Source organism: uncultured Pseudophaeobacter sp., from assembly GCA_905479575.1.
In the GTDB taxonomy this organism is placed as follows: Bacteria; Pseudomonadota; Alphaproteobacteria; order Rhodobacterales; family Rhodobacteraceae; genus Pseudophaeobacter.
In genome coordinates this window covers 1-24779 of sequence record CAJQNB010000067.1, presented here as the reverse complement: position 1 = coordinate 24779, position 24779 = coordinate 1, and the positions used below count along the sequence as shown (strand labels likewise).

Sequence of the window (24779 nt, the reverse complement as noted above, 5' to 3'; positions counted from 1 at the left end):
ATGGCCAGACCTGGTGTAAAACGGGCCGCGATCTTGGTGATCGCGGCCGTGGCTCTGGGTCTTGGCTGGGGGCTGTGGCAGCTCTACGGCCCCCGTCTTGCCAGTCCCGCCAGTCCTGATCTGGCGATACAGGTCGACCGGGTTGACCACATCCTGATCGAAAAATCCGCCCGCCGCCTGACCGCCAGCCGCGCGGGGCAAAAGGTATTGCAATATGACATCGCGCTTGGCTTTGATCCCATCGGTGACAAAAGCCGCGAAGGCGACGGCAAAACCCCGGAAGGCCTGTTCACGGTCGACCGCCGCAATCCAAACAGCAGCTACCACCTGTCGCTGGGCATCACCTATCCGTAGCCCGAAGACATCCGCCGCGCGGCAGAGGCGGGCATAGATCCGGGCGGAGATATTTTCATCCACGGCCAACCCAACGCCTTGGGTAATCTGTTGCAGCTGCCGGGGGATTGGACCGCCGGCTGTATCGCCATCAGCAATGCTGAAATGGAGCAGCTGTGGCGGCTTGTTGATCTGGGCACCAAGGTCGAAATCAGACCCTAAATCAGAGCGTATCGGAAAATCAGAGCGTATCGGAGCCTAACGAGGCTTCACACAGAAAAAGACCCGCAACCGATAGGTCTGCGGGTCGGCTATTTTCCAAGGTGTTTCCACTCGGAAAGCCCTGATTTGGTCAGCCTGCCGGAGGTCAAAGGCGAAACTTTCTACAGGCGAAGCTTTTTACAGGCGGCTTTCAGCACCTTCATTGCCCAGCAGGCCAACCGGCGCATTTGGCGCCCGATAGAAATCCAGCGGCGCCGTGTCAGACGCGGCGGTTTCACGTTTGAACTCATAGCGCATTTCGCCACCCTCAGCCTCGGAGGCAACAATCAGGCACTGGGACACGTGACGTGATCCCTCATAGAGATCAACCAAGCCCCGCAGCTGCGGTACAAATTCCTCTTCCACCGAAAAGCCGTTTTCCCAGCTGCGCAGTACCGGGAAATAGCCACCCTCCACAGCCACCCGCAGACGGCTTTTCTTTTTCAGGCCGGAAACGCGTGCAGCATCCATCGCTTCTTGAACAGCTTTTGGCACATAGGTGGTCATAACAATCGCCCTTTTGGCAAGTGGTTGAGCGACGGGAATCGCATCAAGATCGGCTAGGTATCTACCTACAAAGGTGACCTAGAAATGGATAAAATCAAGTGAACATTTTGAGACATCTCCGGCGCAATCGTTCACATCGCTATTCGTTGGTAGCGTGAAGACAGGACCCGCCAAGACCGACCACCGCTGAAAGGCCTGCAGGCACAGGGTCGTGATGTGCAGCCATGCAGAGGCGCTGCGCGACAACACGGATAGGCCCAGACAGGAACTGCGCCTATTTGTCTCTGTAATCACTCATGCCGCGGACCTGCCGAGATAAGGAGAGAAATCAATGGGACTTTTGATTGACGGAATATGGAAAGACCAATGGTACGACACCAAATCCAACGGAGGAGCGTTCAAACGCTCTGAGGCACAGTTTCGCAATTGGGTAACCGCCGACGGAAGCGCCGGACCAACAGGACAAGACGGATTTAAGGCCGAAAGCGGTCGGTATCATCTTTATGTCTCGCTGGCCTGCCCCTGGGCCCACCGCACCCTGATCTTTCGCGCCCTCAAGGGGCTGGAGGATCACATCTCAATCTCAGTCGTGCACCCCGATATGCTGGGCGAAGGCTGGACCTTCAAGCGCGACTCCCATGGTGCCACCGGCGATCACCTGTTTGACAGCAGCCATGCGCATCAGATCTACACCCGTGCCGATGCCAAATACACCGGCCGCGTCACCGTGCCCATACTGTGGGACAAAACCCTTGAGACCATCGTCTCAAACGAGAGCGCCGATATCATCCGCATGTTCAATTCGGCCTTTGACGGTATCACAGGAAACGACCTTGATTTCTGGCCAGAAGAGCTGCGCGAACCCATCGAGGCGGTGAACAGTCGGATCTATGATACGGTCAACAACGGCGTCTACAAATGCGGCTTTGCCACCTCACAAGACGCCTATGATGCCGCCGTGGGGCCTCTGTTTGACTCGCTGGACTGGCTGGAGGATCTGCTGTCGCAGCATCGGTATCTGATGGGCACCCAGCTGACCGAAGCCGACTGGCGCCTGTTTACCACATTGCTGCGGTTTGATCCGGTGTATCATCTGCATTTCAAATGCAACAAGAAGCGGATCATCGACTACCCCAACCTCTGGGCCTATTGCCGCGAGCTGTACCAGTATCCGGGCGTACAGGCGACGGTGGGCATGCAGCATATTGTGCGGCACTACCACTACAGCCATGACACCATTAATCCAAACCGCATCCTGCCCGTGAACCCGGACATCGACTGGCTAGAGCCCCACGGCCGCGGCTAAAGCCGCACAGCCGGCTCTGCCGGACCCGCCTGACACCTAAGGGTAAAGCCTCAGCCACCGAGGCAAGAACTCCTGCGCGATAAGGCAAAGCTCGCTTGCCTTATCGCGGCTCCTGTTTCATAGAAACACAGCCAGGCCAACGGCTGTGGCGGGGATAGCAGGTTGGGGGTTTCCATGTCGGCCGATGTTACTGAGAGCCTGGTTGAAACAGGCGCCACCCTGCGCGACCATGGCGGCAATCTGAGCGCAGCCATCCAGCACTACGGCGGCAACCGCGCCGATTGGATTGATCTGTCAACGGGGATCAACCCCTGCCCTTATCCGCTGCCCGCTTTTGACGCTTCGGACTGGACAGCGCTGCCGGATACCGCCGCCAGTGCAGAACTTGAACAAGCGGCGCGGCGGTTCTGGAACGTGCCCGCCGAGGCTGCTGTGTTGCCCGCGCCCGGGGCCTCTGCCCTGATTGCGCTGTTGCCGGGGCTTGCGGATCCACGTTGGGCCAGAATCGAAACCCCGACCTACAATGAACATGCCGCTGCCTTTGCCAATCACGGCTGGACCATCTCTGGCAGCGGCCCTGCCGAAGCCTGTGTTGCGGTGCATCCAAACAACCCGGATGGGCGCCTGTGGCAGGCAGAAGAGATCACCGCGCCGCTGTGCATCATAGATGAGAGCTTTTGCGATATTTTCCCTGATCAAAGCCTCATGCATCTGGCCGCCAAACCCGGCGTCATCGTGCTCAAGAGTTTTGGCAAATTCTGGGGTCTTGCGGGGATGCGGCTGGGCTTTGCCATTGGCGATCCCGACCTGCTACAACGGCTGGCGCAACTGCAGGGGCCCTGGGCCGTTTCAGGCCCGGCGCTGAAGACCGGCCTGCAGGCGCTGCAGGACCAGGACTGGGCCGATCAGACCCGCCAGAGCCTTGCCCGTGATGCCCAGCGGCTTGATCGCTTGGCAACCACGCGCGGCGCCACAGTGGTGGGCGGCACTGATCTGTTTCGCCTGTACCAGGTCGCAGATGCAGCACAGTGGCAAGAGCGGCTCGCCAAGGCCCATATCTGGAGCCGTATCTTCCCCTATTCAACAACCTACATCCGCCTGGGCCTGCCACCGCAACATGGCTGGGAGCGGCTGGAGGCAGCCCTATGAACACTGCTGAGATCCTTTTGCTCGCCCTAGTGCTGGACGCCGCCTTGGGAGAGCCGGACTGGCTCTGGTCACGCCTGCCCCATCCGGCTGTTTTGATGGGAAAGTCTGTATCCTGGCTGGAGGCGCGTCTGAATACAGACCCTGATACGCCCCCCGAGACGCACTTAGGCAGGGACTGGGCCAAACGCGCCAAGGGCGTTGCTGCAATCACCCTGCTGGTCTGCCTAGGGCTGGGGGTTGGCTGGCTATTGTCCCTGTTTGGTCCCCTGGTCGAGCTGCTGGTCGCTGCCATCCTGATCGCGCAGCGTTCGCTGGTTGAACACCTGCGCGCCGTCGCAGATGGGTTGTCGCAGTCGCTGGGACAGGGGCGTCAGGCGGTTGCCATGATTGTCAGCCGCGACACCGACACGATGACCGGCCCCCAGGTCGCCCGCTCCGCCATCGAGAGCGGATCCGAGAATATGTCCGACGGGGTTATCGCTCCGGCTTTTTGGTTCCTGCTGGCCGGGCTGCCCGGATTGATTGCCTATAAGATGATCAACACCAGCGACAGCATGATTGGCTATCGCACCCCCCGCTACCAGGACTTTGGCTGGGCCACGGCACGGCTGGATGATCTGGTCAATCTGATCCCGGCGCGGCTGACCGGTGTGATAATTGCGCTGGCCGGCGGAGTGCTGCGCGCGTGGCCTGCGATTGCCCGGGACGCGGCCAAACATCGCTCCCCCAATGCCGGCTGGCCCGAGGCGGCAATGGCGCGCGCGCTGGGGCTGTCCCTGGCGGGGCCACGGTCTTACGACGGGGAAATGCACGATTTTTCCTGGGTCAACGCCCCCGGCAGCAAAAGCATCACCGGCCCTGCAATTTTGCGCTGTTGTGATATTCTTTGGATGTCTTGGGCTATTGGGGTCGGGCTATTGGTTGCTTTTGCGGTCATCTTTTAGCACATACGATGTTTTAGAGCTTCATCAAGGACTGCCCGCCATGCGCATTTTGCCTCTCGCCCTTGCTGCCCTCATGGTGCCAGCAACCGCTTTTGCCCAATGTGGCGGCAGCTTTTCCGGCTTTGTCAAATCACTCAAGCAGGAAGCCCTGACTGCGGGATATGACAGGGCAACCGTCAACGGCTTTTTCAAAGGCGCCAGCCAGGACCCCAAAGTTCTGAGGGCGGATCGGGCGCAGGGGGTGTTCCAGAAACCCTTTATCGAGTTTTCCCGCCACCTGATATCGCAAAGCCGCATCAACCGGGGCCGGGCGATGGCCGAAAAATACGACAGCACCTTTCGCCGGATTGAAACCACCTATGGCATCAACCGTGGCGTATTGCTGGCCTTTTGGGCCTTTGAGACCGACTACGGCAGCTTTCAGGGGGATTTCAACACCCGCAACGCGCTAATCACCCTGGCCCATGATTGCCGCCGCCCCGAGCTGTTCCGGCCGCAAATCTTTGCCGCCCTTGAACTGTACAAACGCGGCAATTTTGACCCCGCCCGCACCACTGGCGCCTGGGCCGGTGAGATCGGCATGGTGCAGATGCTGCCGCAGGATATTCTTGATAATGGCGTCGATGCCGATGGGAATGGCCATGTCAGCCTCAAAACCTCTGCCCCGGATGCGCTGATGTCCGGCGGCAAGATGCTGTCGCATCTCGGCTGGCAAGCCGGGCAACCCTGGCTGCAAGAAGTCACCATTCCTGCTGATCTTGACCTGTCAAAATCCGGCACCGATACCAAACTCTCGGTCAAGGAGTGGCAGCGCATGGGGCTGCGCGCCAAAGACGGCTCCCTGGCGACTGGCTCCCTGAAGGCCTCGCTGCTTTTGCCCCAGGGACACAAGGGACCGGCGTTCCTCGCCTATCCCAATTTCGACGTCTATTTTGAGTGGAATCAGAGCTTTACCTATGTTTTGACCGCTGCCTATTTTGCCAATCGGTTAGAGGGCGCATCGATCTACACCGCAGGCAAGCCCGATCAGGGGCTTGTCGGTGCCCAGATGAAACAGCTGCAGCAGAAACTGCAGCGCCTGGGCCATGATGTTGGCAAGATTGACGGTATTCTTGGTGCCAAGACACGCGCCGCAGTTCAAAGCGAGCAACAGCGCCTGGGTCTTCCAGCTGATGCCTGGCCAACACCTGCGCTGCTGAACCGTCTGTAACGCGGCAGCAGGTCTGCAAACGCCAGGTACTGATACAAAAAAGGGGCATGACTATTCATGCCCCTTTCTGAATAACCTTCAAGCCGCGAACCCAGGCTTTTAGGCGTCACTCAATAGTCGATGAGCTCTTCAAAGTCGCCCATCAGGCGCGACCAGAGCCCCACCGCTGTGGCAAAATCATCGGCGCTGATGCCGCCGTCACCCATATATACATCCATCTCAAGCTTGGTTGATCCGTCCTCGGCAACATAGGCGCGAACCCAGCGTTTTTCAGCGTTAAAGTTGTTGACGGTCTTCAACCGGACAGACCCATCTGTGGCATACCCGGAATAGAACTGGATGGAATCGCAATTGGTGTTGTCTTCACAGCCATAGTAAAAAATCGTGAATTCGCTGCCATAGTGCTCGACGTTCAGCTGCGGATCCCCCACATTATCGACCAGAACTTCAACGCTAGAGCCTTCATCCAGAAAGAACCCTTCGATGCTGCTGGACTGTCGGGCGGTCAGGTTTTCTGCCTGTACGGCAAGGGGGCTGATTGCAAGAGCTGCAACCGCAAAGAGATTTTTCAGTTTCATAGTTCTCTCCAATTGTGTTTGTTTAAATGCTGGCTCTAAGATCACAAGCCGTCATTCCCACCAGCTAGTTACGTAGAGCTGTACCCGGCGTGCAAGGGTGGAATTATGAGTTGTTTTCCCCCGTAGCCCAAAACCAAAGTGTACATTTCATGACTCCTGGTTTCTCAATTTTCGCCTATGCGACAAGAGCTTCTGCCTTTTTCAGGTCAACCGAGACCAATTGGCTGACGCCTTTTTCCTGCATGGTAACGCCGAACAACCGGTCCATTCGCGCCATGGTAACCGCATGGTGGGTGATAATCAAAAACCGTGTTTCAGTCTGGCGGCACATCTCGTCCAGCAGGTCACAGAACCGGGTGACATTGGCGTCATCCAGCGGCGCGTCCACCTCGTCCAGCACACAGATCGGCGCTGGGTTGGACAGGAAGACCGCAAAGATCAGCGCCATGGCGGTGAGGGTCTGCTCGCCACCGGACAACAGCGACAGCGTCGAAAGCTTTTTGCCCGGTGGCTGGCACATGATCTCCAAACCGGCGTCCAGCGGGTCATCGCTTTCCACCATCACCAGATTGGCCTCGCCGCCGCCGAACAGATGGGTAAAGAGATTTGCAAAGCTGGCGTTTACCTCTTCAAACGCGGTGAGCAACCGCTCGCGCCCCTCGCGGTTGAGACTGGCAATACCGCTGCGCAGGGTCTTGATCGCCTCTTCCAGGTCGGCTTTTTCCGAGACCAGCTCATCATGTTCTGTCTGGATTTCCCGTGCGTCTTCTTCGGCGCGCAGGTTCACCGCCCCCAGCGCATCCCGTTGCCGCTTGTGCCGGTTGACTTCGGCCTCCAGCTCCTCTGCCCCTGGCATCTGGTCGGGGCTGACCTCCAGCTGTTCCAGCAGCGCCTGCGGGCTACAATTCTGGTCTTCGCTGATCCGTTCAGCCGCATGGGTCACGGTTTCACGCGCCGCCTCACACAGGGCTTCAGAGCGCGCCCGCGCCTCGCGCCCTTCCGAGGCAAGCCGTTCAGACTCACGTTCGATCTGCACCAATTCGCGCAGCGCGGTCTCTGCTGCGATCAAGGCGTCCGAGGCGGTGGTCTTGCGCGCTTCCGCCTCCGCGATGGCTTCGTTCAGCTCTTCGCGTTTTTCAGCAATCTCCGCAGGCACCGCATGGGCCTCTTCCAACTCCTCCTGCGAGGCTTCGCGGCGTTCGGCCAGCTCTTCGATGCGTCGCTCTGCGGTTTCCAACCGGTGCCGCCAGCCCGACAGATCCTTGGTCACTTGCTGGGCCCGTTTGGTGCGGGCCTCGCCGTCGCGACGCAGCTCATCATGGGCTGAGCGATGGGTGAGCATGGTGATCCGGGCGGCTTCCACCCCCTGTTTGACGTCTTCGACCCCAGCCCGCGCCGCATCCAGATCGCCAAGATCCGCCTGCGCCGTCTCCGCCTCTGCCAATTGCAGCCGGGCATTCATCGCATCTTCACTGTGGCGCGTCACCGCAATGCCCAATGTCTCCAGCTTGCCCTCGGCCAGATTGCGCTCGGCCTCCGCCCGGCTGAGCGCGCGGGCGGCATCGGCCACCCGTTGATCCGCAACCCGGCGCGCCTGTCGCGCGTTCTGATCCGCCTGGGTCACCTCTTCCAGCCGACGGATCAGTGTTTCATGCGCCGCGCGGGTGCCATCGGCCTTGGCGCTGACCTGCTCCAGTTCTTGCTTCAGCGCCTCCAGCCGGTTCAGCTGTTCCAGCCGCAGCGCCGCGGCACTGGGCGCGTCTTCGGCCCAAGCCCGGTACCCATCCCAGCGCCAGATATCACCCTCCAGCGTCACCAATCTCTGACCGGGCTGCAGCTGCGCCTGCATCCCACGGGCGGTATCACTGTCAACAAGGCCAATCTGACCAATCCGGCGCGCCAGGGCCTCAGGACCGGACACATGTTTGGCCAAAGGCTCCACCCCGTCAGGCAGCGGCACATCGCGGGCATAGGCCGGCAGCGCGACCCAGCCCGTTGGCCCGTCTACCGCCGCCAAAGGGGCGCGCAGATCATCCGCCAACGCCGCGCCCAGCGCCTTTTCATAGCCAGGGGCGACGCTCAGCGCATCCAGAATTTGCCCCCGTTCAGCGGTGTCCCGCTCCAATAGCTTTGCCAGCGCTGTTACCTCGGCCCGGATCGCCCCCAACGCCCCTTCCGCCTCAGAGCGTTGCGCCCGTGCGGCGGATTCCAAAGCCTGGGTTTCCGTGCGCAGCTCATCCGCCGCAGCCAGGGCTTCCTCCGCCATTTCCACGGCTTCGCGGGCTTCTTCCTCGGTGGCCAAAGCCGCCTCAAATCCTTCCCCTGCCAGCTCCAGGGCTTCCCCGGCCTGATCCTGCGCCTGCTGCGCTGCCGCACCTTCGCTTTCAGCCCGCGCCAAGGTGCGCTTGCAATCCTCGACCAGACGCAGCGCCGATTGATACCGCGCCGACAGGCGCGCCACATCTTCGGTCAACTGGGTGAGATGATCTTCGCGCGCCTCCAGGATCGTTGCCGCTTCCCGCGCCAAGGCGCCCGCCTCGCTTAACCGCTCATCATGGCCCTCACTGGCCTTGGCCAATTCCTTTTGTTCCCAGTCCAGCCGCTCAATCGTCTCTCCGGCATCGCGGTTGAGCCCGCCCTCACGGTCAATATCATTGCCCAGCTGCTGGATACGGCTGACCAACCGTTCGATGGTCTGGCGTGCCTGTGCCTCCTGATCGCCCAGCGAGTCGCGCTGCACCACCAATCGCTGCAAAATGGCGGCGGCAATGGCCTGTTCTTCGCGCAGCGGTGGCAGGCCTTCTTCGGCCTCGGCGCGATTGGCTGCCGCAGCCCGCGACAGGGCCTCGCCCTTGGCCGCCTGGGTCAAGCGAATGGTCAGGTCCTGCTCCGCAGTCAGCCGGGCATCATCCGCCTCGCGCCAGCGTCGGTACAGTAACATCCCCTCTGCCAGCCGCAGCTTTTCACCGATATCACGATAGCGCTGCGCCTGTCGGGCCTGACGCGCCAATTGCCCCAGCTGGCCCGCCAGCTGCTCCACCACATCATCCACCCGCAACAGGTTCTGTTCGGTGTTTTTTAGCTTCAGCTCCGCCTCATGGCGCCGCTGGTACAGGCCGGAGATACCCGCAGCCTCTTCCAGAATGCGACGGCGGGCCTTGGGCTTGGCATTGATCAATTCCGAAATCTGTCCCTGCCGCACCAAGGCCGGAGAATGCGCCCCGGTAGAGGCATCGGCAAAGAGCATCTGCACATCCCGCGCCCGCACATCTTTACCGTTGGATTTATAGGCACTGCCCACATCGCGGGTGATGCGACGGACAATTTCCAACTGATCCGCCTCGTTGAACCCCGACGGTGCCAACCGGTCCGAGTTATCAATCAGCAGGTTCACCTCGGCAAAATTGCGGGCCGACCGCGAGGTGGTGCCGGCAAAGATCACGTCTTCCATGCCGCCGCCTCGCATCGCCTTGGCACGGGTCTCGCCCATCACCCAGCGCAAAGCCTCCAGCAAGTTCGACTTGCCACAGCCATTGGGACCAACCACGCCAGTCAACCCGTCCCCGATGATCAGATCGGTCGGGTCAACAAAGCTTTTAAAGCCAGTAAGCCTGAGTTTTGAAAAGCGCAAAGCCGCCCCTGAGTGATTCTTATATCCAGCGAGTCCAGCAGCTTCCCAGCTGCCCTGTCAACGTAAACGACCCCATTGCGCGCGACAGCCGACCCGGGCCGCAGCATATCTTGTGGATAACTGCTCTGTTTCACAGGATCCCATGGATCCCGCTTTCATCTTTTCAAACATATTCCGGGATTTACCTGTCGCAGACACAGAGAGGCTGGCCTCCTAACACCGCCTCGGCAGCCCCGTTGCAGCTGCAAGGATGGCAGACAACCCCAGCCATTCAGGCTCAGGCCTGCTATCCAAAACGGATACCCAGCCGCTCGCAAACTATCTTGCGCTCTCATCGACACCTGCGCCAGAAGCAACATGCAGGCGGTATGGAAGGTCGTGGAATTATCGTCCTTTTGATGATCGACGTAAAAACCACGATCACAACGACTGACGCAGGAAAGCATAAAAGCGACTGTCATTTACGCGGCTCCAATTGAGCCTGAGTGCGGGGCAATCGCTATGTTCTGCAATTCTGAAAAGAGCGCCGGGCGCCAGGAACACCCCGACCTCTGCAGCTTTTTGGGCCACATCAATATCAGAGGTTCCCGCAGGAAGTGGGAGCCAGCCGTAAAGCCCCTCTGCCTGTTCTGGCGCGATCTCAAACCCGATTTTCTTTAACTGTTGCACCCCGATTTCGCGCTCCTGCTTCAACTTCCTAGAAAGACGCGCACACTGCTTTTCATACCGGCGCGTCCGCATGAGGTCTGCGATCAGGCGTTCGGTGTGGCTAGAACTGTTGACGGTTAAAACCATCTTGAGTTCCGCGAGGCTGTGAGAAATTTCCGGATCGGCAATTATGTAGCCCGAGCGCAAAGTCGGCGTGAGAACTTTGGCAAAGGTGCCGATTTGAATAACCCTTTGAAAGCGGTCCAATGAGGCAAGACGTGTCCCGGATACGCCAGGCAAATCTATGAACGGGTCGTCGTCAACAACAAGTATGTTGTGGCGCTCGGCAATTTGCAAAACGGTATGGGCCGTGGGGAGATCAATCGAACAGCCTGTCGGGTTCTGGGCAAGCGATTGGGTGAAGAACAGGCGGGCCTGGTAGTGATCGGCTGCGGACTGAAGAGCGTCGCAATCGGGGCCATGTGGTCCGCGCGGAATACCAATGACATTGACGCCCGCCAGTTTCAGTTTGGCAAAAAGAGGATAATACCCCGGATCATCAACCAAAACGGTTTCACCAGCGCGGCAAAAGCGACGGATTACAAGATCAAGCGCATGGTTGGCGCCAAAGGTGGTCACAACTTGATCGGGCTGAACATGGATGCCCGCAGCGCCATGCGCGGCAGCGATGTATTCACGCAGAGCAAGCAACCCGTGTGGCGCGCCATACCCGCCTTCGCCCGATGCAAGCGTGACAGAGGGGGCTGCGTTCAACAGCCAGCTTTCCGGGGGACGGCCATCGCCAACGAGCACTTTGTAGGGACGATCCAGCTGAGCATGCAGCAAGGATACGCTGTCGCGCGCCTCACGCAGATTGGCGGGTTCCGCCGTCGTTGCAACGCCATGGGCGACAAAAAAACCTGCGCCCTGGCGCGCGTACACAAGGCCGTTTGCCACCAGCTGATCGTAAACGGCCACCATGATATTTTTTGATGCGCCGTACTGCTCAGCCGCACGGCGAAGCGACATTAGTTTTGTCTCTTCAGCGAGTTCCCCCGACTTAATCCTGTCGTGCAGGCTTCTGTAGATGCGATCTGTCTTTGTCTGTGTCATCTGCGCAGTGTGTCCACGTTCCGATGGGTACAGTCCAGAAAAAATTGTCCAAACTGTACCAATACAACGTCGATCAAATTTACAATCTTCCCGCTGGAGATCAGGAGGAGACACCATGACTGTTAGCGCGACCAAAACCCCGTCTGTTGTGAATTCACGGATTGAGGGCATGCGGGATATGGAGCCTGCTGACCGCCGCGATGCCATTGCCATCGCCGCAGGGCTTGATGCCCCAGCCAAAGCTGCGCTTTCAGATGGCTCTGCACTGCCGGTTGCAGTGGCAAACGGTATGATCGAGAATGTCATCGGCACGTTTGAGCTGCCACTCGGGGTGGCTACAAATTTCGTCGTCAACGGTCAGGACTATCTCGTTCCTATGGTTGTTGAGGAACCTTCTGTGGTTGCTGCGGCCTCCTACATGGCCAAAATTGCGCGGGCCGGCGGCGGGTTCAAGGTCAGTTCCACCGCACCGATCATGCGGGCGCAGGTTCAGATCATTGGCCTGGATGATCCGTTCGGCGCGCGGGCCGCGTTGCTGGCTCACCGGGACGCGTTGATTGAAAAAGCCAATTCCAAAGACGCCGTGCTGACCGATCTTGGCGGCGGCTGCAAAGATATCGAGGTTCATGTTTTCCCCAGTTCGGCCATTGGTCCGATGGTGGTCATGCATCTTTTGGTGGATGTGCGCGATGCGATGGGGGCCAACACGGTCAATACCATGGCGGAAATGCTGGCGCCACAGGTCGAGGAAATCACCGGCGGAACGGTGCGCTTGCGCATTTTGTCCAACTTGGCCGACAAACGTATGGTGACCGCAAATGTGCGTATTCCAACGGATGCCCTGACGACAAAAACACTGAGCGGGGCGCAGGTTGCACAGGGCATCGTCGAAGCCTGCGAACTGGCGATCATTGATCCCTATCGCGCCGCAACCCACAACAAAGGCATTATGAATGGCATTGACCCCGTTGTCGTCGCCACAGGCAACGACTGGCGCGCGATCGAAGCCGGCGCCCATGCCTATGCGGCCCGCAACGGCCATTACACGTCCCTCAGCCGCTGGGAAGTCGCCCGGGATGGCGCACTGGTAGGCACACTAGAATTGCCGATGGCGATGGGGATTGTTGGCGGCGCAACCCGCACCCATCCAGCTGCACAGGCTGCGCTCAAACTGCTGGGAGTCACAAGCGCACAAGAGCTTGCGGAAGTGACCGTCGCCGTTGGTTTGGCGCAGAACATGGCCGCGCTGCGTGCGCTTGCAACCGAGGGCATTCAGCGCGGCCATATGACCCTACATGCCCGCAATATCGCCATTACCGCAGGCGCGCAGGGGAGTGATATCGACCGTGTGGCCAAAGCCATCGTCGAAGCGGGGGATGTTACCGTCGCCCGCGCCAAACAGATGCTGGAGGGCATCTGATTTCAATACTTCAGGGAGGAAAACCTATGACTAACGCTACACGGCGTACTCTTTTGCGTTTCGGCGCGGCAGCTCTTGCTGCACCTGCAATGCTAGCCTCGGGCACAACGGCCCGTGCGCAAAGCGTGACCAAATGGCGGATGCAGGCGCTTTGGGGCGGCGGTACGACGCCCATGCTGTATGAGGAAAAATTTTGCGCCCGCGTCGCCGAGCTTACCGGCGGTTCGCTTGAAATCACGCCTTTTGCGGGCGGGCAAATTGTTCCCTCCGCACAGGCCTTTGACGCCGTGCGCGGCGGCGCATTTGAACTGATGAAAACCTTTGACGGCTACACCGCTGGCAAAATCCCGGCGCATGGGTTTTCGTCGACTGTTCCGTTCGGTTTTCCCGAGCCGGACCAATACGAGGCCTGGTTCTATGAACGGGGCGGGCTGGAAATGGCGCGTGAAAGCTATGCACCTGCTGGGCTCACCTATGTTGCGCCTACGGTTTATGGCCAAGAACCGATCCATTCGCGGGTGCCGGTGCGGAAAATCGCTGATCTGAAGGGTCTGAAGGGCCGTTTTGTCGGACTGGCCTCTGCTGTGATGGCCGATTTCGGCGTGTCAGTTTCGCCGCTGCCCACTTCCGAAGTCTATTCGGCGCTGGACAAGGGTTTGATCGACATCGCGGATCGCGGCGACATCAAAGCCAACTTTGAGGAGGGCCTGCACGAGGTCGCAAAATACCTCATCCTGCCGGGTGTGCATCAGCCGACCACTGCCACCTCTTATGTTGCAAATACGCGCGCATTTGACGCCTTGGACGCACAACAAAAAGCCGCTCTTGCGGTGGCGGCTCGGGAAATTTCCGGGACCCTGCGCCAGAATATTCTCGTTGCGAATGGCGAATACATCAAGAAATTCCAAGACGCAGGTGTTGAGATCATTGATTTCGATCCTGAAGATGTCGCCCAAGCACGGGCCAAAGCCGTCGAGGCCTGGAAAAAGGCCGCCACGGATGACATCGCCAAGCGCATGATGGTGTCTCAGATCGCGCTGATGCAGGAATTGCGCCTGCTCTAAACTCAACCCATTTTGCACCTAAAATTGCATCATCCCGCGCCAACCATTCTAGGATAGGCTGGCGCGGGATGGTGCCGCATTCGCGGAGTTTCTTATGATAACACTGTCCCGGCGCATCACTGCGCTCAACCGAGGTTTGTTCGCCTGTGCGAAATGGCTGATCTACGCCATCGTCTTGTTGATGCTGTGGGAAGTGCTCTCGCGCTATGTGTTGTCGTCGCCCACTTCCTGGGCCCCGGAATTAGCGACCTTGATTTTTGGTCCCTTCTTTCTGTTGGGAGGACCATATCTGCTCCACCTCGGCGGCCATGTCGCGGTGGATGTCGCCTCGGCAAAGGCGACGGGGCGGCTCGCCGTGGGGCTGAAACTGGTCGGTCTGGTCTTGGCTGCAGTCTTTGGCGCGATCCTGTTGTGGTTCAGTGTGCCTTTGGTGATGCAGTCTTTCAGCTATGGGGAGACCAGCTACTCCGCATGGAATCCAATTATTTGGCCCGCCAAGGCCTTTTTGCCGCTCAGTGCAGTGCTGTTGATGCTTCAGGCCCTCGCCGAGGCGATCGACGTGCTGTTTGAGCCGGAGGCCGTGTGATGGAAAGCTCTTTTGTTCTGCTGTTTATGTTCACCTCTCTCATCGCTTTCATGTTGAGCGGGGCGGGGCTTGCTTTTGTCCTGGGCGCGATTGCCTTTATTTCGACCATTCTGTTGTGGGGCCCATCCGCTCTGATCGTGGCGGTTCTCAACACATTCGAGACCATGACGTCAGAGTCACTTATGTCGATCCCGCTCTATGTGCTGATGGCCTCGATCCTCCAAAAATCTGCCATCATTGATGCGCTTTATGATGCCATGGAAACATGGTCGGCGCGTCTCAATGGTGGTTTGGCCGTGGGCACGATTATCATCTGCACCATCCTTGCGGCGATGACAGGGGTTGTTGGCGCTGCGGTGGCTGCGATGGGGATCCTGGCTTTGCCGTCGATGCTGTCGCGCGGCTACCATCCGCCGCTTGCCTTGGGGGCGATCTGTGCCGGGGGGACCTTGGGGATTTTGATCCCACCATCTGTCGTGACCATCGTCTATGCTATCACAGCGCAAATTTCGATCGGGCAAATGTTTGCAGCAGGGATCGTGCCCGGTCTCATCTTGGCAGGCAGCTACATCGCCTACATCCTCATTCGAACCTGGATTAATCCGGCGCTCGCACCAAAACCAGAACAGGTGGATGATCTGCCGCTGGGCGTAAAGCTGGCCAAACTGAAAAGCCTCATCTTGCCTGCCTTCGTGGTTCTGGGGGTGCTTGGATCTATTTACACAGGGATCGCGACCCCAACCGAAGCCGCCGCTGTCGGCGTGTTAGGTGCCGCAATGTCTGCGATGGTCACCCGCCGCCTGTCCTTCACCATGCTGTCAGGCGCCGCGACAGAAACTCTGCGCGTTACGGCCATGATACTCTGGATCACCATTGGTGCGCGTGCATTTATTTCGGTTTTTGTAGCCACAGGCGGTGCAGATTCGATCCTTGGCTTTGTTGAAAGCTTTGAGGCCTCACGTTGGATTATCTTAGGCGTGATGGTTCTGGTGCTGATCTTCTTGGGGCTGTTCCTGGATGAAATCGGGATCATCTTGCTCTGTGTGCCAGTGTTCCTGCCGATCATCACCACGCTTGATTTTGATCCGCTCTGGTTCGGTGTGCTTTTCATGATCACCGCGCAGATGGCCTATATCACGCCGCCCTTTGGCTACACCTTGTTCTACCTGAAAGGCGTTCTTCCCGACGGGATCGGCATCGGACAAGTATACCGGGGGGTTATTCCGTTCTTCCTGATCCAGGTGGGAGTATTGATCCTGTTCGCGGTCTTTCCGGACCTGGTCACCTGGCTTCCCGAAGCGCTGAGCCAAGTCGGAAAATAGTCCAGAAAGGCTTATGCGCCAAGCCCACAGCGTCAAAGTCCCCGACGCACTAAAGTGCATCGGGGATTTGGTACCTAGTGATTGAACTTCTTAATTTCCCCTTTCGCCAACCGTTCCGAGTAGCTGTTGAGCTCCACCCGAACGAGTTTCATCAGGAAATACAGAGCCAGAATGTTCACAACAGCCATCGCAAAGATCGCGGCATCAGAGAAATCGATGACCGGACCAAGTGAGGCAGAGGCACCGATCACAATGAAGATGCAGAAGATGACCTTGAACACCAGCTCGGTCACTTTTCCTTCTCCAAAGAGGTAGGTCCATGCCTTGAGACCGTAGTAGCTCCAAGAAATCATGGTGGAGAAGGCAAAGAGGACCACCGCGAGCGCCAGTACAAAGGGGAACCAGCTAATCGTCGATCCAAAGGCCGCAGATGTCAGAGCAACGCCTGTGTTCCCATCGACCGTGGCGATCGCCGAGCCCGCCTCGTTGAGCATGTAAACGCCGGTCGCCTCATCAATGATCAATTGTTGTGAAATCACGATAACCAAGGCGGTCATTGTACAGATGACAACGGTATCGATCAGCGGTTCGAGCAAAGACACAAAACCTTCGGTAATCGGTTCTTTTGTCTTCACGGCCGAATGGGCAATCGCCGCCGAGCCAACCCCGGCTTCGTTGGAAAATGCCGCCCGTTTGAAGCCTTGGATCAGGGCCCCAACCATGCCGCCAGCGACGCCCAAACCAGTGAAGGCACCTGCAAAGATCTGGCCGAAGGCCCAACCGATCATGTCATAGTTCATGATCAGGATGATCAGCGCAGCACCAACATACAGGATACCCATCAACGGGACGACTTTTTCGGTCACGTTGGCGATGGATTTGATACCGCCCACGATCACCGCAAAGACAACACCCGCAAAAATGAGACCCGTGATCCAGCCGGGATAGTCCCCAACAATCCCAGAAATCTGGGCGTGGGCCTGGTTGGCTTGGAACATGTTGCCACCGCCCAATGCGCCCAAGATACAAAAGATCGAGAACAGAACGGCCAGGATTTTCCCGCCGGGCAACCCAAGCTCGGTGAAGCCTTTGGAGATGTAGTACATCGGGCCACCAGAGACGGTGCCGTCGTCGTATTCATTGCGGTACTTTACGCCCAGGGTACATTCGGTGAATTTCGACGCCATGCCCAACAAACCCGCGAGGATCATCCAGAAGGTCGCCCCCGGTCCGCCAATGCCGACGGCGACCGCCACACCTGCGATATTCCCAAGCCCCACTGTCCCGGACAAAGCCGTCGCAAGCGCCTGGAAGTGACTGACTTCACCGGCATCATTGGGATCGGAATAGTCCCCTTTCACCAATCCAATAGCATGGCTGAAAAAGCGGAACTGAACCGCGCCAAAGTAGATGGTGAAAACCGTGGCCGCAATAACCAGCCACATGACGATCCAGGGAAAGCTGGTCCCAGGAACAGGGGCAAAAATGAAGCTGACAAATGGGCCTGTCACTGTGGCAAAGGCCTGATTTACCTGTTCGTCAATGCCTTGGGCAAAGGCTGCAGGTGCTGCACTGCTGGCGATAAGCGCCGACATAAGTGTTTTAAATGATTTCATGACTGACCTCTATCCAACAACCGTAACCGGCACGTCTGCGTGCATGACCAAGTTCTGTGTCGAACTACCAAAAATACGCTTTGTGAACCCATCATTGGACACGCGGCCGACAATGATCTGGGAGGCACCATGTTCGGTGGCGATCCGGTTCAGAGTCTCGGCAACATCGCCATGCTGGACCAGCCCTTGCGCCTGAATCCCAGCGTCGTTCAGTTTTTCGACGGCGGGTGTCACCACCCGTGTTGTCGCGATCTTGATCTCTTCTTCACGCCTTTTGTGACGTTTTTCGTTCTCTTCCGCAGTCTGGAAAGTGAAAGGGGACCATTCGATAACATAGGCAACGATCAACGCGCTGTTTTCGAGACGGGACGCAATGTCCCGAGCAAAGGTTAGAGCGCGTTCACCGGTTTCTGTGCCATCCAGTCCAACTACTATTTTAACGGTCATTGGTCAGGCTCCGTGTTGGTTTTTTTATGCCACTACCGTTTTCAGCGGAGTGAAAAACGGTAATAACAATTTTAAGGATAAGTGATTATCACTAGATAATGGTGATGAAAGCAGGGTAAAAGCTGAGAAAAAGCCTATGCTGTGGCAATTTTCTAGGGAAAAACACTAATGAGTAGAGAAATCGACAACATAGATATCAAAATTCTACAAGAGCTCGAATCGGATGGACGGCTTTCTATTGTTGACCTTGCTCAACGGGTAAACCTGACCAACACACCCTGCTCAGAGCGGGTCAAACGGTTGGAAAGGTCCGGCTATATCACCGGGTATCGCGCGACGTTGGATTTGGACAAAATGGGTCTCAGCCACCTCACCGTGGTGCAAGTTTCGCTGACGGCAACGGGGGGAGACAACTCGCTTGATGCCTTCAACAAGGCGGTCCGTGCCATCCCCGAGGTCGAACGGTGCCTCATGCTGGCGGGGGCCTTTGATTATCTTTTGACGGTGCGTACCAAAGATATGCGGCACTTTCGGGAGGTTCTGGGGGACAGCATCAACAAGCTGCCGGGCATCCTGCAGACAAATTCCTTCGCCGTGATGGAAGTCGTTAAAAACTAAGGTGCCATTGGCAACCCAAGCAAGGACAGCGCAGGACACGTGACAGCCAAAACAGGGCGCAGGCTGCGGGTGCAGTTCTGAGCATGGGGCGCGACAGGAGAGGCGCCCAAAGCCTGGGAGGCCGTACAGGGCGGCGGGCTGCTATCCCTTCCCGCTTTCATGCTCGAGCCTCTGCTGGGCGATCTCGGCATTGCGGAGGCTGCGCTGGTGGTCGATCAATGACTGTTTTACATAGTCCAGATGGGCCTCGACGGCCGTACGCGCGGCGACGGGATCTCGGGCCTGGAGGGCGGCATTGATGGCGCTGTGCTGGGCCAGAAGCACCTCAAAGGTGGTGTGGCGGCTGAACATGATGCGGCGGTTGTAGAACACGCCTTCGTGCAGCAGGTCAAACATCGACCGCATCATATGCAGCATCACCACATTGTGGCTGGCATCCATGATGGCGGAATGGAACTGGGCGTCCAGACTGGCGGCAGCATCCGACAGCGACGGATCACCAGCCGCAACCATTTTATCGAATATGGTCTGGATCAGTTTCAGATCCGCATCCGAGCCAAATTTGGCGGCGCGCTCGGCTGCCAGTCCTTCCATGTCCCGGCGAAAGCTCAGGTAATCAAACACCGCCTCATCATGGCGGGCAAACAGCCGGATGAGCGCAGGCGAGAAGGCAGAGCCCAGCACATCAGCCACAAAGACCCCCGATCCGGCCTTGGCCTCCAGCAGTCCAACCTCCTGCAGCTCGGCAATGGCATCACGCAACGAAGGCCGTGAAACGCCCAGACGTTCGGCCAGTTCCCGCTCCGAAGGCAGACGTTCTCCCGGCGACAGGATGCCCCGCAGGATCAGCTGTTCGATCTGGCGCACCACAGAGGCTGAAAGTTTCTCGGGTTGGACTTTTTGAAACGGCATGGGGGTCTCGGGTTGAACTTGGGCGGGACGTGAACGGGGTCGGACGGGGCTGGTGCATGTAGGACCAGTTTAAGAGCGACTGGCCGCTGTAATTGGTAAAAACATATGACCGCACCTAGTGCAAGGCAACAAGCAGCACGCAGGATTTGGAAAGCATGATCACATCTTTTGAAATATTAGGTCAGAATTATTGACTAGTTTTGAAACTTTCCTACCTTCGCCACAAGTTGGACCCAAAAGGAAGTCGCCATGTTGCTGAAACAGCTCTTTGCCACCCGCACGCACCGTATGGAGTCTTCCGAAATTCGCGAACTGCTGAAACTGTTGAACCGGCCTGGGCTGCTGTCCTTTGCCGGCGGTATCCCTGACCCGGATCTGTTCCCCGCAGCAGCGTTTTCCGCAGCCTTTCAGGCGGCACTGGAACCGGAGTATCAGGCCCAGGCGCTGCAGTATTCGGTCAGCGAGGGCTACCTGCCGCTGCGCCAGTGGATCCAACGGGAAATGGCACGCATGGGTGTGCCCTGTGACACGGATAATATCCTGATCACCTCTGGCTCGCAGCAGGCTCTGGATTACCTGGGAAAACTATTCCTCTCTCCCAATGATACTGCGCTTGTGGGCTGGCCGACCTACCTTGGTGCCTTAGCGGCTTTTAACGCTTACGAGCCGCGCTACGATCAGCTCAACCCGGGCGGCAACCGATCCCCAGCCAGCTACCGCGATGCCGCAGCTGAGGCCAACAGCCGGGTGAAGTTTGCCTATCTGTCGCCGGATTTTGCCAATCCCACCGGCGAGACTCTATCGCTGTCGGGGCGGAAGGCTTTGCTGGACCTGACCGAAGAGCTGGGCTGCGCGGTGATCGAAGATGGCGCCTATCATGCCCTGCGCTATGAAGGGGAGGCAATCCCGCCCGTTCTGGCGCTGGAGATTGCACAGAAGGGCAGCCTTGAGCAGTGTCGGACGGTCTATTGCGGGTCTTTCTCCAAAACCCTGTCGCCTGGCCTGCGTCTGGGCTGGGTGGTGGCCAGCAAGCCGGTCATCGCGCAGCTGGTTTTGATGAAACAAGCGGCGGACCTGCATTCTCCAACGTTGAACCAGATGGCGGTGCATCAGGTGGCGGAGGCCTGCTTTGACGCCCATGTCGCCGGGCTAAGACAGGCCTATGGTGCACGTCGTGATGCAATGCTTTCCGCCCTGCAGACCTATATGCCCGAAGGGGTGACTTGGACCCGCCCCAAAGGCGGCATGTTTGTCTGGCTCACGCTGCCCCAACATGTGGACACCGCCGAAGTGCTGGTTCGCGCTCTGGATCAGGAGAATATTGCCTTTGTTCCGGGACAGGCCTTCTTTGCCGATGGCGCGGGCTGCAACACACTGAGGTTGAGCTTTTCGGCGCTGGATGAAGCGGAAATTCGGACAGGCATCGAGCGGCTTGGACGGTTACTATCAGGCGCCTAGGGTCAGGACTCATAGCCAATAGATGACGGTTGCTGCGAGCGCGATCACTGAGAGGAACACCTTTGGGCATCTATCGTATCGGGTCGCCACACGCCGCCAATCCTTTAGCCTGCCAAACATGATCTCTATTCTCCCCCACCATCGCACCCGTCGAAGATGGGTAGTCCATATGTCTCGCGTAGCAGTCAACCGCTGGCCAATCCCCGGGAAATAAACGTGTTACGTTCATGATCGAACTCGCGGACAAATTTGTTCACAGCATTCTGATCCGCGTGATGATACGCAAAAAACATTTCCGGCGAACAATAGCCATAAACCAATTCTTCAATAGTTGCGCCGCAAATACCAACGCTTACCCTCTCGGCTTCCTCCACATCGACATTGCCGAGGTCAGGACCGAAGAGGGCAAGCTCTATCTCTTTGTGGCCATCGACCGGACCAGCAAATTTGCGTTGGCGCAGTTGGTCGAGAAAGCCAATCGCAAGACGGCCTGGGAGTCCCTTGAACACTTCCTTGAGGCCGTGCCTTTCAAGTTCCACACGATCTTGACCGATAACGGTATCCAGTTTGCGGAGCAGCCGCGAAACCGGAACACTGCCTATTCTCGGCCGATGCGCTTCGACATGATCTGTGAGGCGAATGGGATTGAACATCGTCTGACCAAACCGAACCATCCATGGACCAGGCGCGGAATCACTGCGCCCCAGTTGCCGCATCGCCGCAGGTCGGCTCTGAGCCCCAACCAACTGGTGCTGCACAGTGCGAAGATGACCTTTAGTCGCGGAACGCAGACGTTCTTGCGCGTCACTTCGAGGTCTGCTTTACAGCACCACCTGCTGTTCTGACTTCGTGATGAGTGACTGATGTTTGAGTTTTGTGACCAAGGAAGAAAATGATCCCGAGGTCTGGCTTCCAGGTTACCGCAAAATAGAGCATAGTAAATATTTATATTTTTCAGCTGGTTAAGACGGTCTTCACCCCTGTCCCATCCCAATTCCCGCAAAACACCGCTGGATGGCATCCCTGTCAATTGCTGCCGCGTCGCCGATAACGACAAGCTTCGAGGCGCCAGTGGTTGTGGGGGCCTCGTGCCAACCCCAGCGGCAGCCGACAGCCTGCAGCAGCATGGGCTTCTCGGGCGCCTCCACCAACCGGACAAAACCCTTCAGGCGCAAGATGCCACTGGGCATATCGTTCAGCAATACCTCGATATCGGCGCGCTCAATTGGTTGCTCTACGCAAAAGAGCATTGTTGTGAAACCATGGTCGTGATGGTTGCTGTGCTCTGTGCCGTCGAGTGCTGGCGTGCTCGCCGCTTCGAAAATGACAACGGGCGGCACGGCGCAATGAGATGTTCGCAAGATTTGTGCTCGGGGCGCAAGCCCCCCCAGCCGCGCGGCAATTGCGTCAACCTCATGCTTGCTAATCAAATCAGTTTTGTTCAGCAAGACAAGATTTGCGGGGGCAACCTGACGCTTGAGAAGCTCGCTCCACTCGGCCTTTTCCGCAATCTCTGCTGCGTCCACAACCGTCACGATGCAATCAAGAGAAATCCCGTCGACTGCGTTTGCAACATGCGCGATGCCCGCAGGGTCGGACACGCCGCTGGCCTCAACCAACACCGCATCGACAGGCACGTCGCGCTCTGTGATTTCGCAAAGCGCGCGTGCAACGCCGCCTGACAGGCTGCAACAGATGCAGCCATTGTCGAGCGCGGTTGTGTCGCCTGTGACATTGGCAATGAGCGCAGCGTCAATGTTGAGCGCGGCAAAGTCGTTGACCAACGCCGCGATCTTCATGCCACGATCTGCCGTTAACAAATGGCGCATCAGCGTGGTCTTGCCCGCCCCGAGGAAACCGCTGACGACAACCACGGGAAGCGCGGAGCCGCGTGTGTCGCGCCTGTCGCGGTTCAGGGCCGCCACCTCGACCAGCCCAGAGAGGAAATCAACGCTGTCGAGGGCGCGGCGCAACTCAGCCGGGGTGGCGTTCTTGGGCGTTGTTGTTGCAGGGCTTGTCATGTCAGTTTTCGGTCTCAAACGTGCGGCCTGCCAAAACAGTCGCATGAACGCGGATGTCGCGAATATTGGCCACATCGACATCGTATGGGTCTTCGTCAAGCACCGTGAAATCAGCGTGTTTTCCGACCTCGACACTGCCGTGCACCGCATCGCGCCCGATCACGTGGGCGGCGTCGATGGTGATCGCGCGCATAGCACGGTCAACCCCGATCCGCTCGCCGGGCGCCAGCACGGTTTCCTCGTCAAGCGCGATCCGGTTGACCGCGATCCAGACAGCGGCAAGCGGGCTGATCGGAGTGAGCACCAGCGAAAAATCCGAGTGCAGCGCAAAGACAACGCCTTCGCGCTCGAGCGATCCGAGCCGCGCTGTGGCCTCGGCCCGATCAAAGCCAAAGCCGCTGTCGGCGTGCAGAAGCGCGCGGTAATGCACGAACATGTTGTTGACGCTGGCCAACCCGCCAAGCGCTTTGAGGCGGCGCGCCTGATCAGGCGTGCTGATGCAGTAGTGCTCGATCGTGAAGCGATGATCAAAACGCGGATGCGCCAGTTGCAACTGCTCAAGCAGGTCCAGTGTCATTTCCACGGTTTCATCGCCGTTTGCATGGCTGTGGATCTGAACACCCGCCTTCCAATAGGGCAGCATCGCCTCGACAAGCTCGCCCCAAGGGGTTTCGCCGCGGTGGCCTTCATGGCCATCAAGATAGCCCGGATAGCGTAGGCGCAGCGTCTGGGCGGGATAGGAGCCGTCATTGATGAACTTCACGCCATGCACCGCCAGCTTGTCGGTGTTCTTTGCCATGAGAGACTTCAGATATTCGGGGGCCTCAGAACCATGCGCGGCCGTAAGGCCCGGCGCAAGCGGAACCAACAACATGCGCAGCGGAAAGCTGTCATCCTCAACGACTTTCTTATGAAGCGCGAGTTCATAGTCGATCCCGAGTTTACCGAAGGCCATGTCGGCGGTCAGCGTGATACCAACCTTTTGCGCGGTTTGCGCCTGTGCACGCAGCGCGGCAGCCCCCCGTTCGGCATCGGCCAGAAAGCCAATGACAGGGCGCAGGGCAATACTGGTTGCGCCCAGCTCGATGAACTGGCCGTTGAGCCGCCCGTCGTCGTATTTCTCGATCCCGTAGACGTTTGTGGTCTCATCAACCCCGATCAGTTCGAGCATCGGCGAGTTGGCAACCACAACATGCGGTGCATAGGTCATCGTCCAGATTGGCCGCGTGGATGAGATCGCATCCAACTCATCGCGATGGAGCTGTCCGCCGTGTAGCGCCGGATCGAACCCCCAAGCCAGCACCGGGCTTTCAGAGTCTGGGTCTTGCTCGACGGCTTGGCGCAGCTTTTCGATAACCGCGGCGCGCGAAGCAAGGCCTTCATCAAAGCCGTTTGGCCCGTTCTGGTCGAGCGGGCCAATATAGGTCATCCCCATCAAAACGCCCGACGCTTGCAAATGCGTATGTGGGTCAATGAAGCCGGGGAAGATCACCTTGTGTTGAATGTCATTGAGAACTGACCCGGTATTGTCACCGAGATTTGACCCGCTCTTAGTTATGTATCGGTCGCTATGCTTTGGTCAATGAGGTGGCCTCCTTTGTGGTTTTGTTTGCAGCCTCTGAGCTGGCCTTGAAG

Annotated in this window: 20 protein-coding genes and 2 pseudogenes; 12 read left to right on the top strand and 10 right to left on the bottom strand. The window is 58.1% G+C overall.

The window, feature by feature from the left end; all coding sequences use genetic code 11:
- Positions 1-555, top strand: a pseudogene (locus QZ268_RS16235) (L,D-transpeptidase family protein).
- A gap of 177 nt (positions 556-732) precedes the next feature.
- Here QZ268_RS16235 and QZ268_RS16230 read toward each other — a convergent pair.
- On the bottom strand, positions 733-1101 hold the full coding sequence (locus QZ268_RS16230; RefSeq protein ID WP_295454675.1) for a hypothetical protein: 369 nt from the start codon (positions 1099-1101) through the stop codon (positions 733-735).
- Between the two features lie 331 nt (positions 1102-1432).
- Between QZ268_RS16230 and QZ268_RS16225 the strand changes: the two genes are divergently transcribed.
- The 4 genes from QZ268_RS16225 to QZ268_RS16210 all read left to right on the top strand — a co-directional run bounded on the left by QZ268_RS16225 (position 1433) and on the right by QZ268_RS16210 (position 5710).
- Complete coding sequence (locus QZ268_RS16225; protein WP_295454674.1) at positions 1433-2407, top strand: glutathione S-transferase family protein; 975 nt, start codon at positions 1433-1435, stop codon at positions 2405-2407.
- A 174-nt stretch (positions 2408-2581) separates the two neighbouring features.
- Positions 2582-3556 (top strand): threonine-phosphate decarboxylase CobD, encoded by a 975-nt coding sequence (gene cobD, locus QZ268_RS16220; RefSeq protein WP_295454672.1) that lies wholly within the window; start codon positions 2582-2584, stop codon positions 3554-3556.
- Entirely contained in the window at positions 3553-4500 is a 948-nt protein-coding gene (cbiB, locus tag QZ268_RS16215) for an adenosylcobinamide-phosphate synthase CbiB (RefSeq protein WP_295454669.1), read from the top strand. The genes cobD and cbiB overlap by 4 nt, the downstream gene beginning before the upstream one ends.
- 40 nt (positions 4501-4540) lie before the next feature.
- A complete protein-coding gene (locus QZ268_RS16210) occupies positions 4541-5710 on the top strand; it encodes a lytic murein transglycosylase (protein ID WP_295454667.1) in 1170 nt (389 codons plus the stop codon).
- Positions 5711-5820: 110 nt separating this feature from the next.
- Here QZ268_RS16210 and QZ268_RS16205 read toward each other — a convergent pair whose 3' ends face one another.
- The 3 genes from QZ268_RS16205 to QZ268_RS16195 all read right to left on the bottom strand — a co-directional run bounded on the left by QZ268_RS16205 (position 5821) and on the right by QZ268_RS16195 (position 11815).
- Positions 5821-6288 carry a YbjN domain-containing protein gene (locus QZ268_RS16205; RefSeq protein ID WP_295454666.1) on the bottom strand — a complete coding sequence of 156 codons (468 nt, stop codon included), beginning with the start codon at positions 6286-6288 and terminating at the stop codon, positions 5821-5823.
- A 175-nt stretch (positions 6289-6463) separates the two neighbouring features.
- Positions 6464-9919 carry an AAA family ATPase gene (locus QZ268_RS16200; RefSeq protein WP_295454664.1) on the bottom strand — a complete coding sequence of 1152 codons (3456 nt, stop codon included), beginning with the start codon at positions 9917-9919 and terminating at the stop codon, positions 6464-6466.
- 420 nt (positions 9920-10339) lie between these two features.
- The gene (locus QZ268_RS16195) at positions 10340-11815 is read right to left on the bottom strand and encodes a PLP-dependent aminotransferase family protein (protein WP_295454663.1); all 1476 of its coding nucleotides are present in this window, start codon (positions 11813-11815) and stop codon (positions 10340-10342) included.
- On the opposite strand from QZ268_RS16195, the gene QZ268_RS16190 reads away from it, so the two are divergent.
- The 4 genes from QZ268_RS16190 to QZ268_RS16175 all read left to right on the top strand — a co-directional run bounded on the left by QZ268_RS16190 (position 11796) and on the right by QZ268_RS16175 (position 16072).
- Positions 11796-13100, top strand: a complete 1305-nt coding sequence (locus QZ268_RS16190) for a hydroxymethylglutaryl-CoA reductase, degradative (protein ID WP_295454661.1) — start codon at positions 11796-11798, stop codon at positions 13098-13100. The genes QZ268_RS16195 and QZ268_RS16190 overlap by 20 nt on opposite strands.
- A 26-nt stretch (positions 13101-13126) precedes the next feature.
- A complete protein-coding gene (dctP, locus tag QZ268_RS16185; RefSeq protein WP_295454659.1) occupies positions 13127-14164 on the top strand; it encodes a TRAP transporter substrate-binding protein DctP in 1038 nt (345 codons plus the stop codon).
- A 94-nt stretch (positions 14165-14258) separates the two neighbouring features.
- Positions 14259-14750 (top strand): TRAP transporter small permease subunit, encoded by a 492-nt coding sequence (locus tag QZ268_RS16180; RefSeq protein WP_295454657.1) that lies wholly within the window; start codon positions 14259-14261, stop codon positions 14748-14750.
- Positions 14750-16072, top strand: coding sequence for a TRAP transporter large permease subunit (locus QZ268_RS16175; protein ID WP_295454655.1), 1323 nt, complete (start codon positions 14750-14752; stop codon positions 16070-16072). The genes QZ268_RS16180 and QZ268_RS16175 overlap by 1 nt, the downstream gene beginning before the upstream one ends.
- Positions 16073-16146: 74 nt before the next feature.
- Here QZ268_RS16175 and QZ268_RS16170 read toward each other — a convergent pair whose 3' ends face one another.
- On the bottom strand, positions 16147-17688 hold the full coding sequence (locus QZ268_RS16170) for an alanine/glycine:cation symporter family protein (RefSeq protein ID WP_295454654.1): 1542 nt from the start codon (positions 17686-17688) through the stop codon (positions 16147-16149).
- A 9-nt stretch (positions 17689-17697) separates the two neighbouring features.
- Positions 17698-18135: a universal stress protein gene (locus QZ268_RS16165; protein ID WP_295454652.1), complete on the bottom strand. Its 438-nt coding sequence runs from the start codon at positions 18133-18135 to the stop codon at positions 17698-17700.
- 168 nt (positions 18136-18303) lie between these two features.
- Between QZ268_RS16165 and QZ268_RS16160 the strand changes: the two genes are divergently transcribed.
- Positions 18304-18753 (top strand): Lrp/AsnC ligand binding domain-containing protein, encoded by a 450-nt coding sequence (locus QZ268_RS16160; RefSeq protein WP_295454651.1) that lies wholly within the window; start codon positions 18304-18306, stop codon positions 18751-18753.
- Positions 18754-18894: 141 nt separating this feature from the next.
- Here QZ268_RS16160 and QZ268_RS16155 read toward each other — a convergent pair whose 3' ends face one another.
- Positions 18895-19665 carry an FCD domain-containing protein gene (locus tag QZ268_RS16155; RefSeq protein WP_295454649.1) on the bottom strand — a complete coding sequence of 257 codons (771 nt, stop codon included), beginning with the start codon at positions 19663-19665 and terminating at the stop codon, positions 18895-18897.
- A gap of 249 nt (positions 19666-19914) precedes the next feature.
- Between QZ268_RS16155 and QZ268_RS16150 the strand changes: the two genes are divergently transcribed.
- A complete protein-coding gene (locus QZ268_RS16150) occupies positions 19915-21123 on the top strand; it encodes a PLP-dependent aminotransferase family protein (RefSeq protein WP_295454647.1) in 1209 nt (402 codons plus the stop codon).
- 9 nt (positions 21124-21132) lie between these two features.
- Here the strand turns inward: QZ268_RS16150 and QZ268_RS16145 are convergent, their stop codons facing one another.
- The gene (locus QZ268_RS16145; protein ID WP_349376240.1) at positions 21133-21312 is read right to left on the bottom strand and encodes a transposase; all 180 of its coding nucleotides are present in this window, start codon (positions 21310-21312) and stop codon (positions 21133-21135) included.
- 161 nt (positions 21313-21473) lie between these two features.
- Here QZ268_RS16145 and QZ268_RS16140 point away from each other — a divergent pair.
- Positions 21474-21806: pseudogene (locus tag QZ268_RS16140) on the top strand (DDE-type integrase/transposase/recombinase); the annotation flags it as partial.
- A gap of 291 nt (positions 21807-22097) precedes the next feature.
- On the opposite strand, the gene QZ268_RS16135 reads toward QZ268_RS16140, so the two are convergent.
- Together QZ268_RS16135 and QZ268_RS16130 are read right to left on the bottom strand one after the other, a co-directional pair.
- The gene (locus QZ268_RS16135) at positions 22098-23048 is read right to left on the bottom strand and encodes a GTP-binding protein (protein WP_295454645.1); all 951 of its coding nucleotides are present in this window, start codon (positions 23046-23048) and stop codon (positions 22098-22100) included.
- Positions 23049-23145: 97 nt separating this feature from the next.
- Positions 23146-24636, bottom strand: a complete 1491-nt coding sequence (locus QZ268_RS16130; RefSeq protein WP_295454644.1) for an amidohydrolase family protein — start codon at positions 24634-24636, stop codon at positions 23146-23148.
- Positions 24637-24779 lie beyond the last annotated feature (143 nt).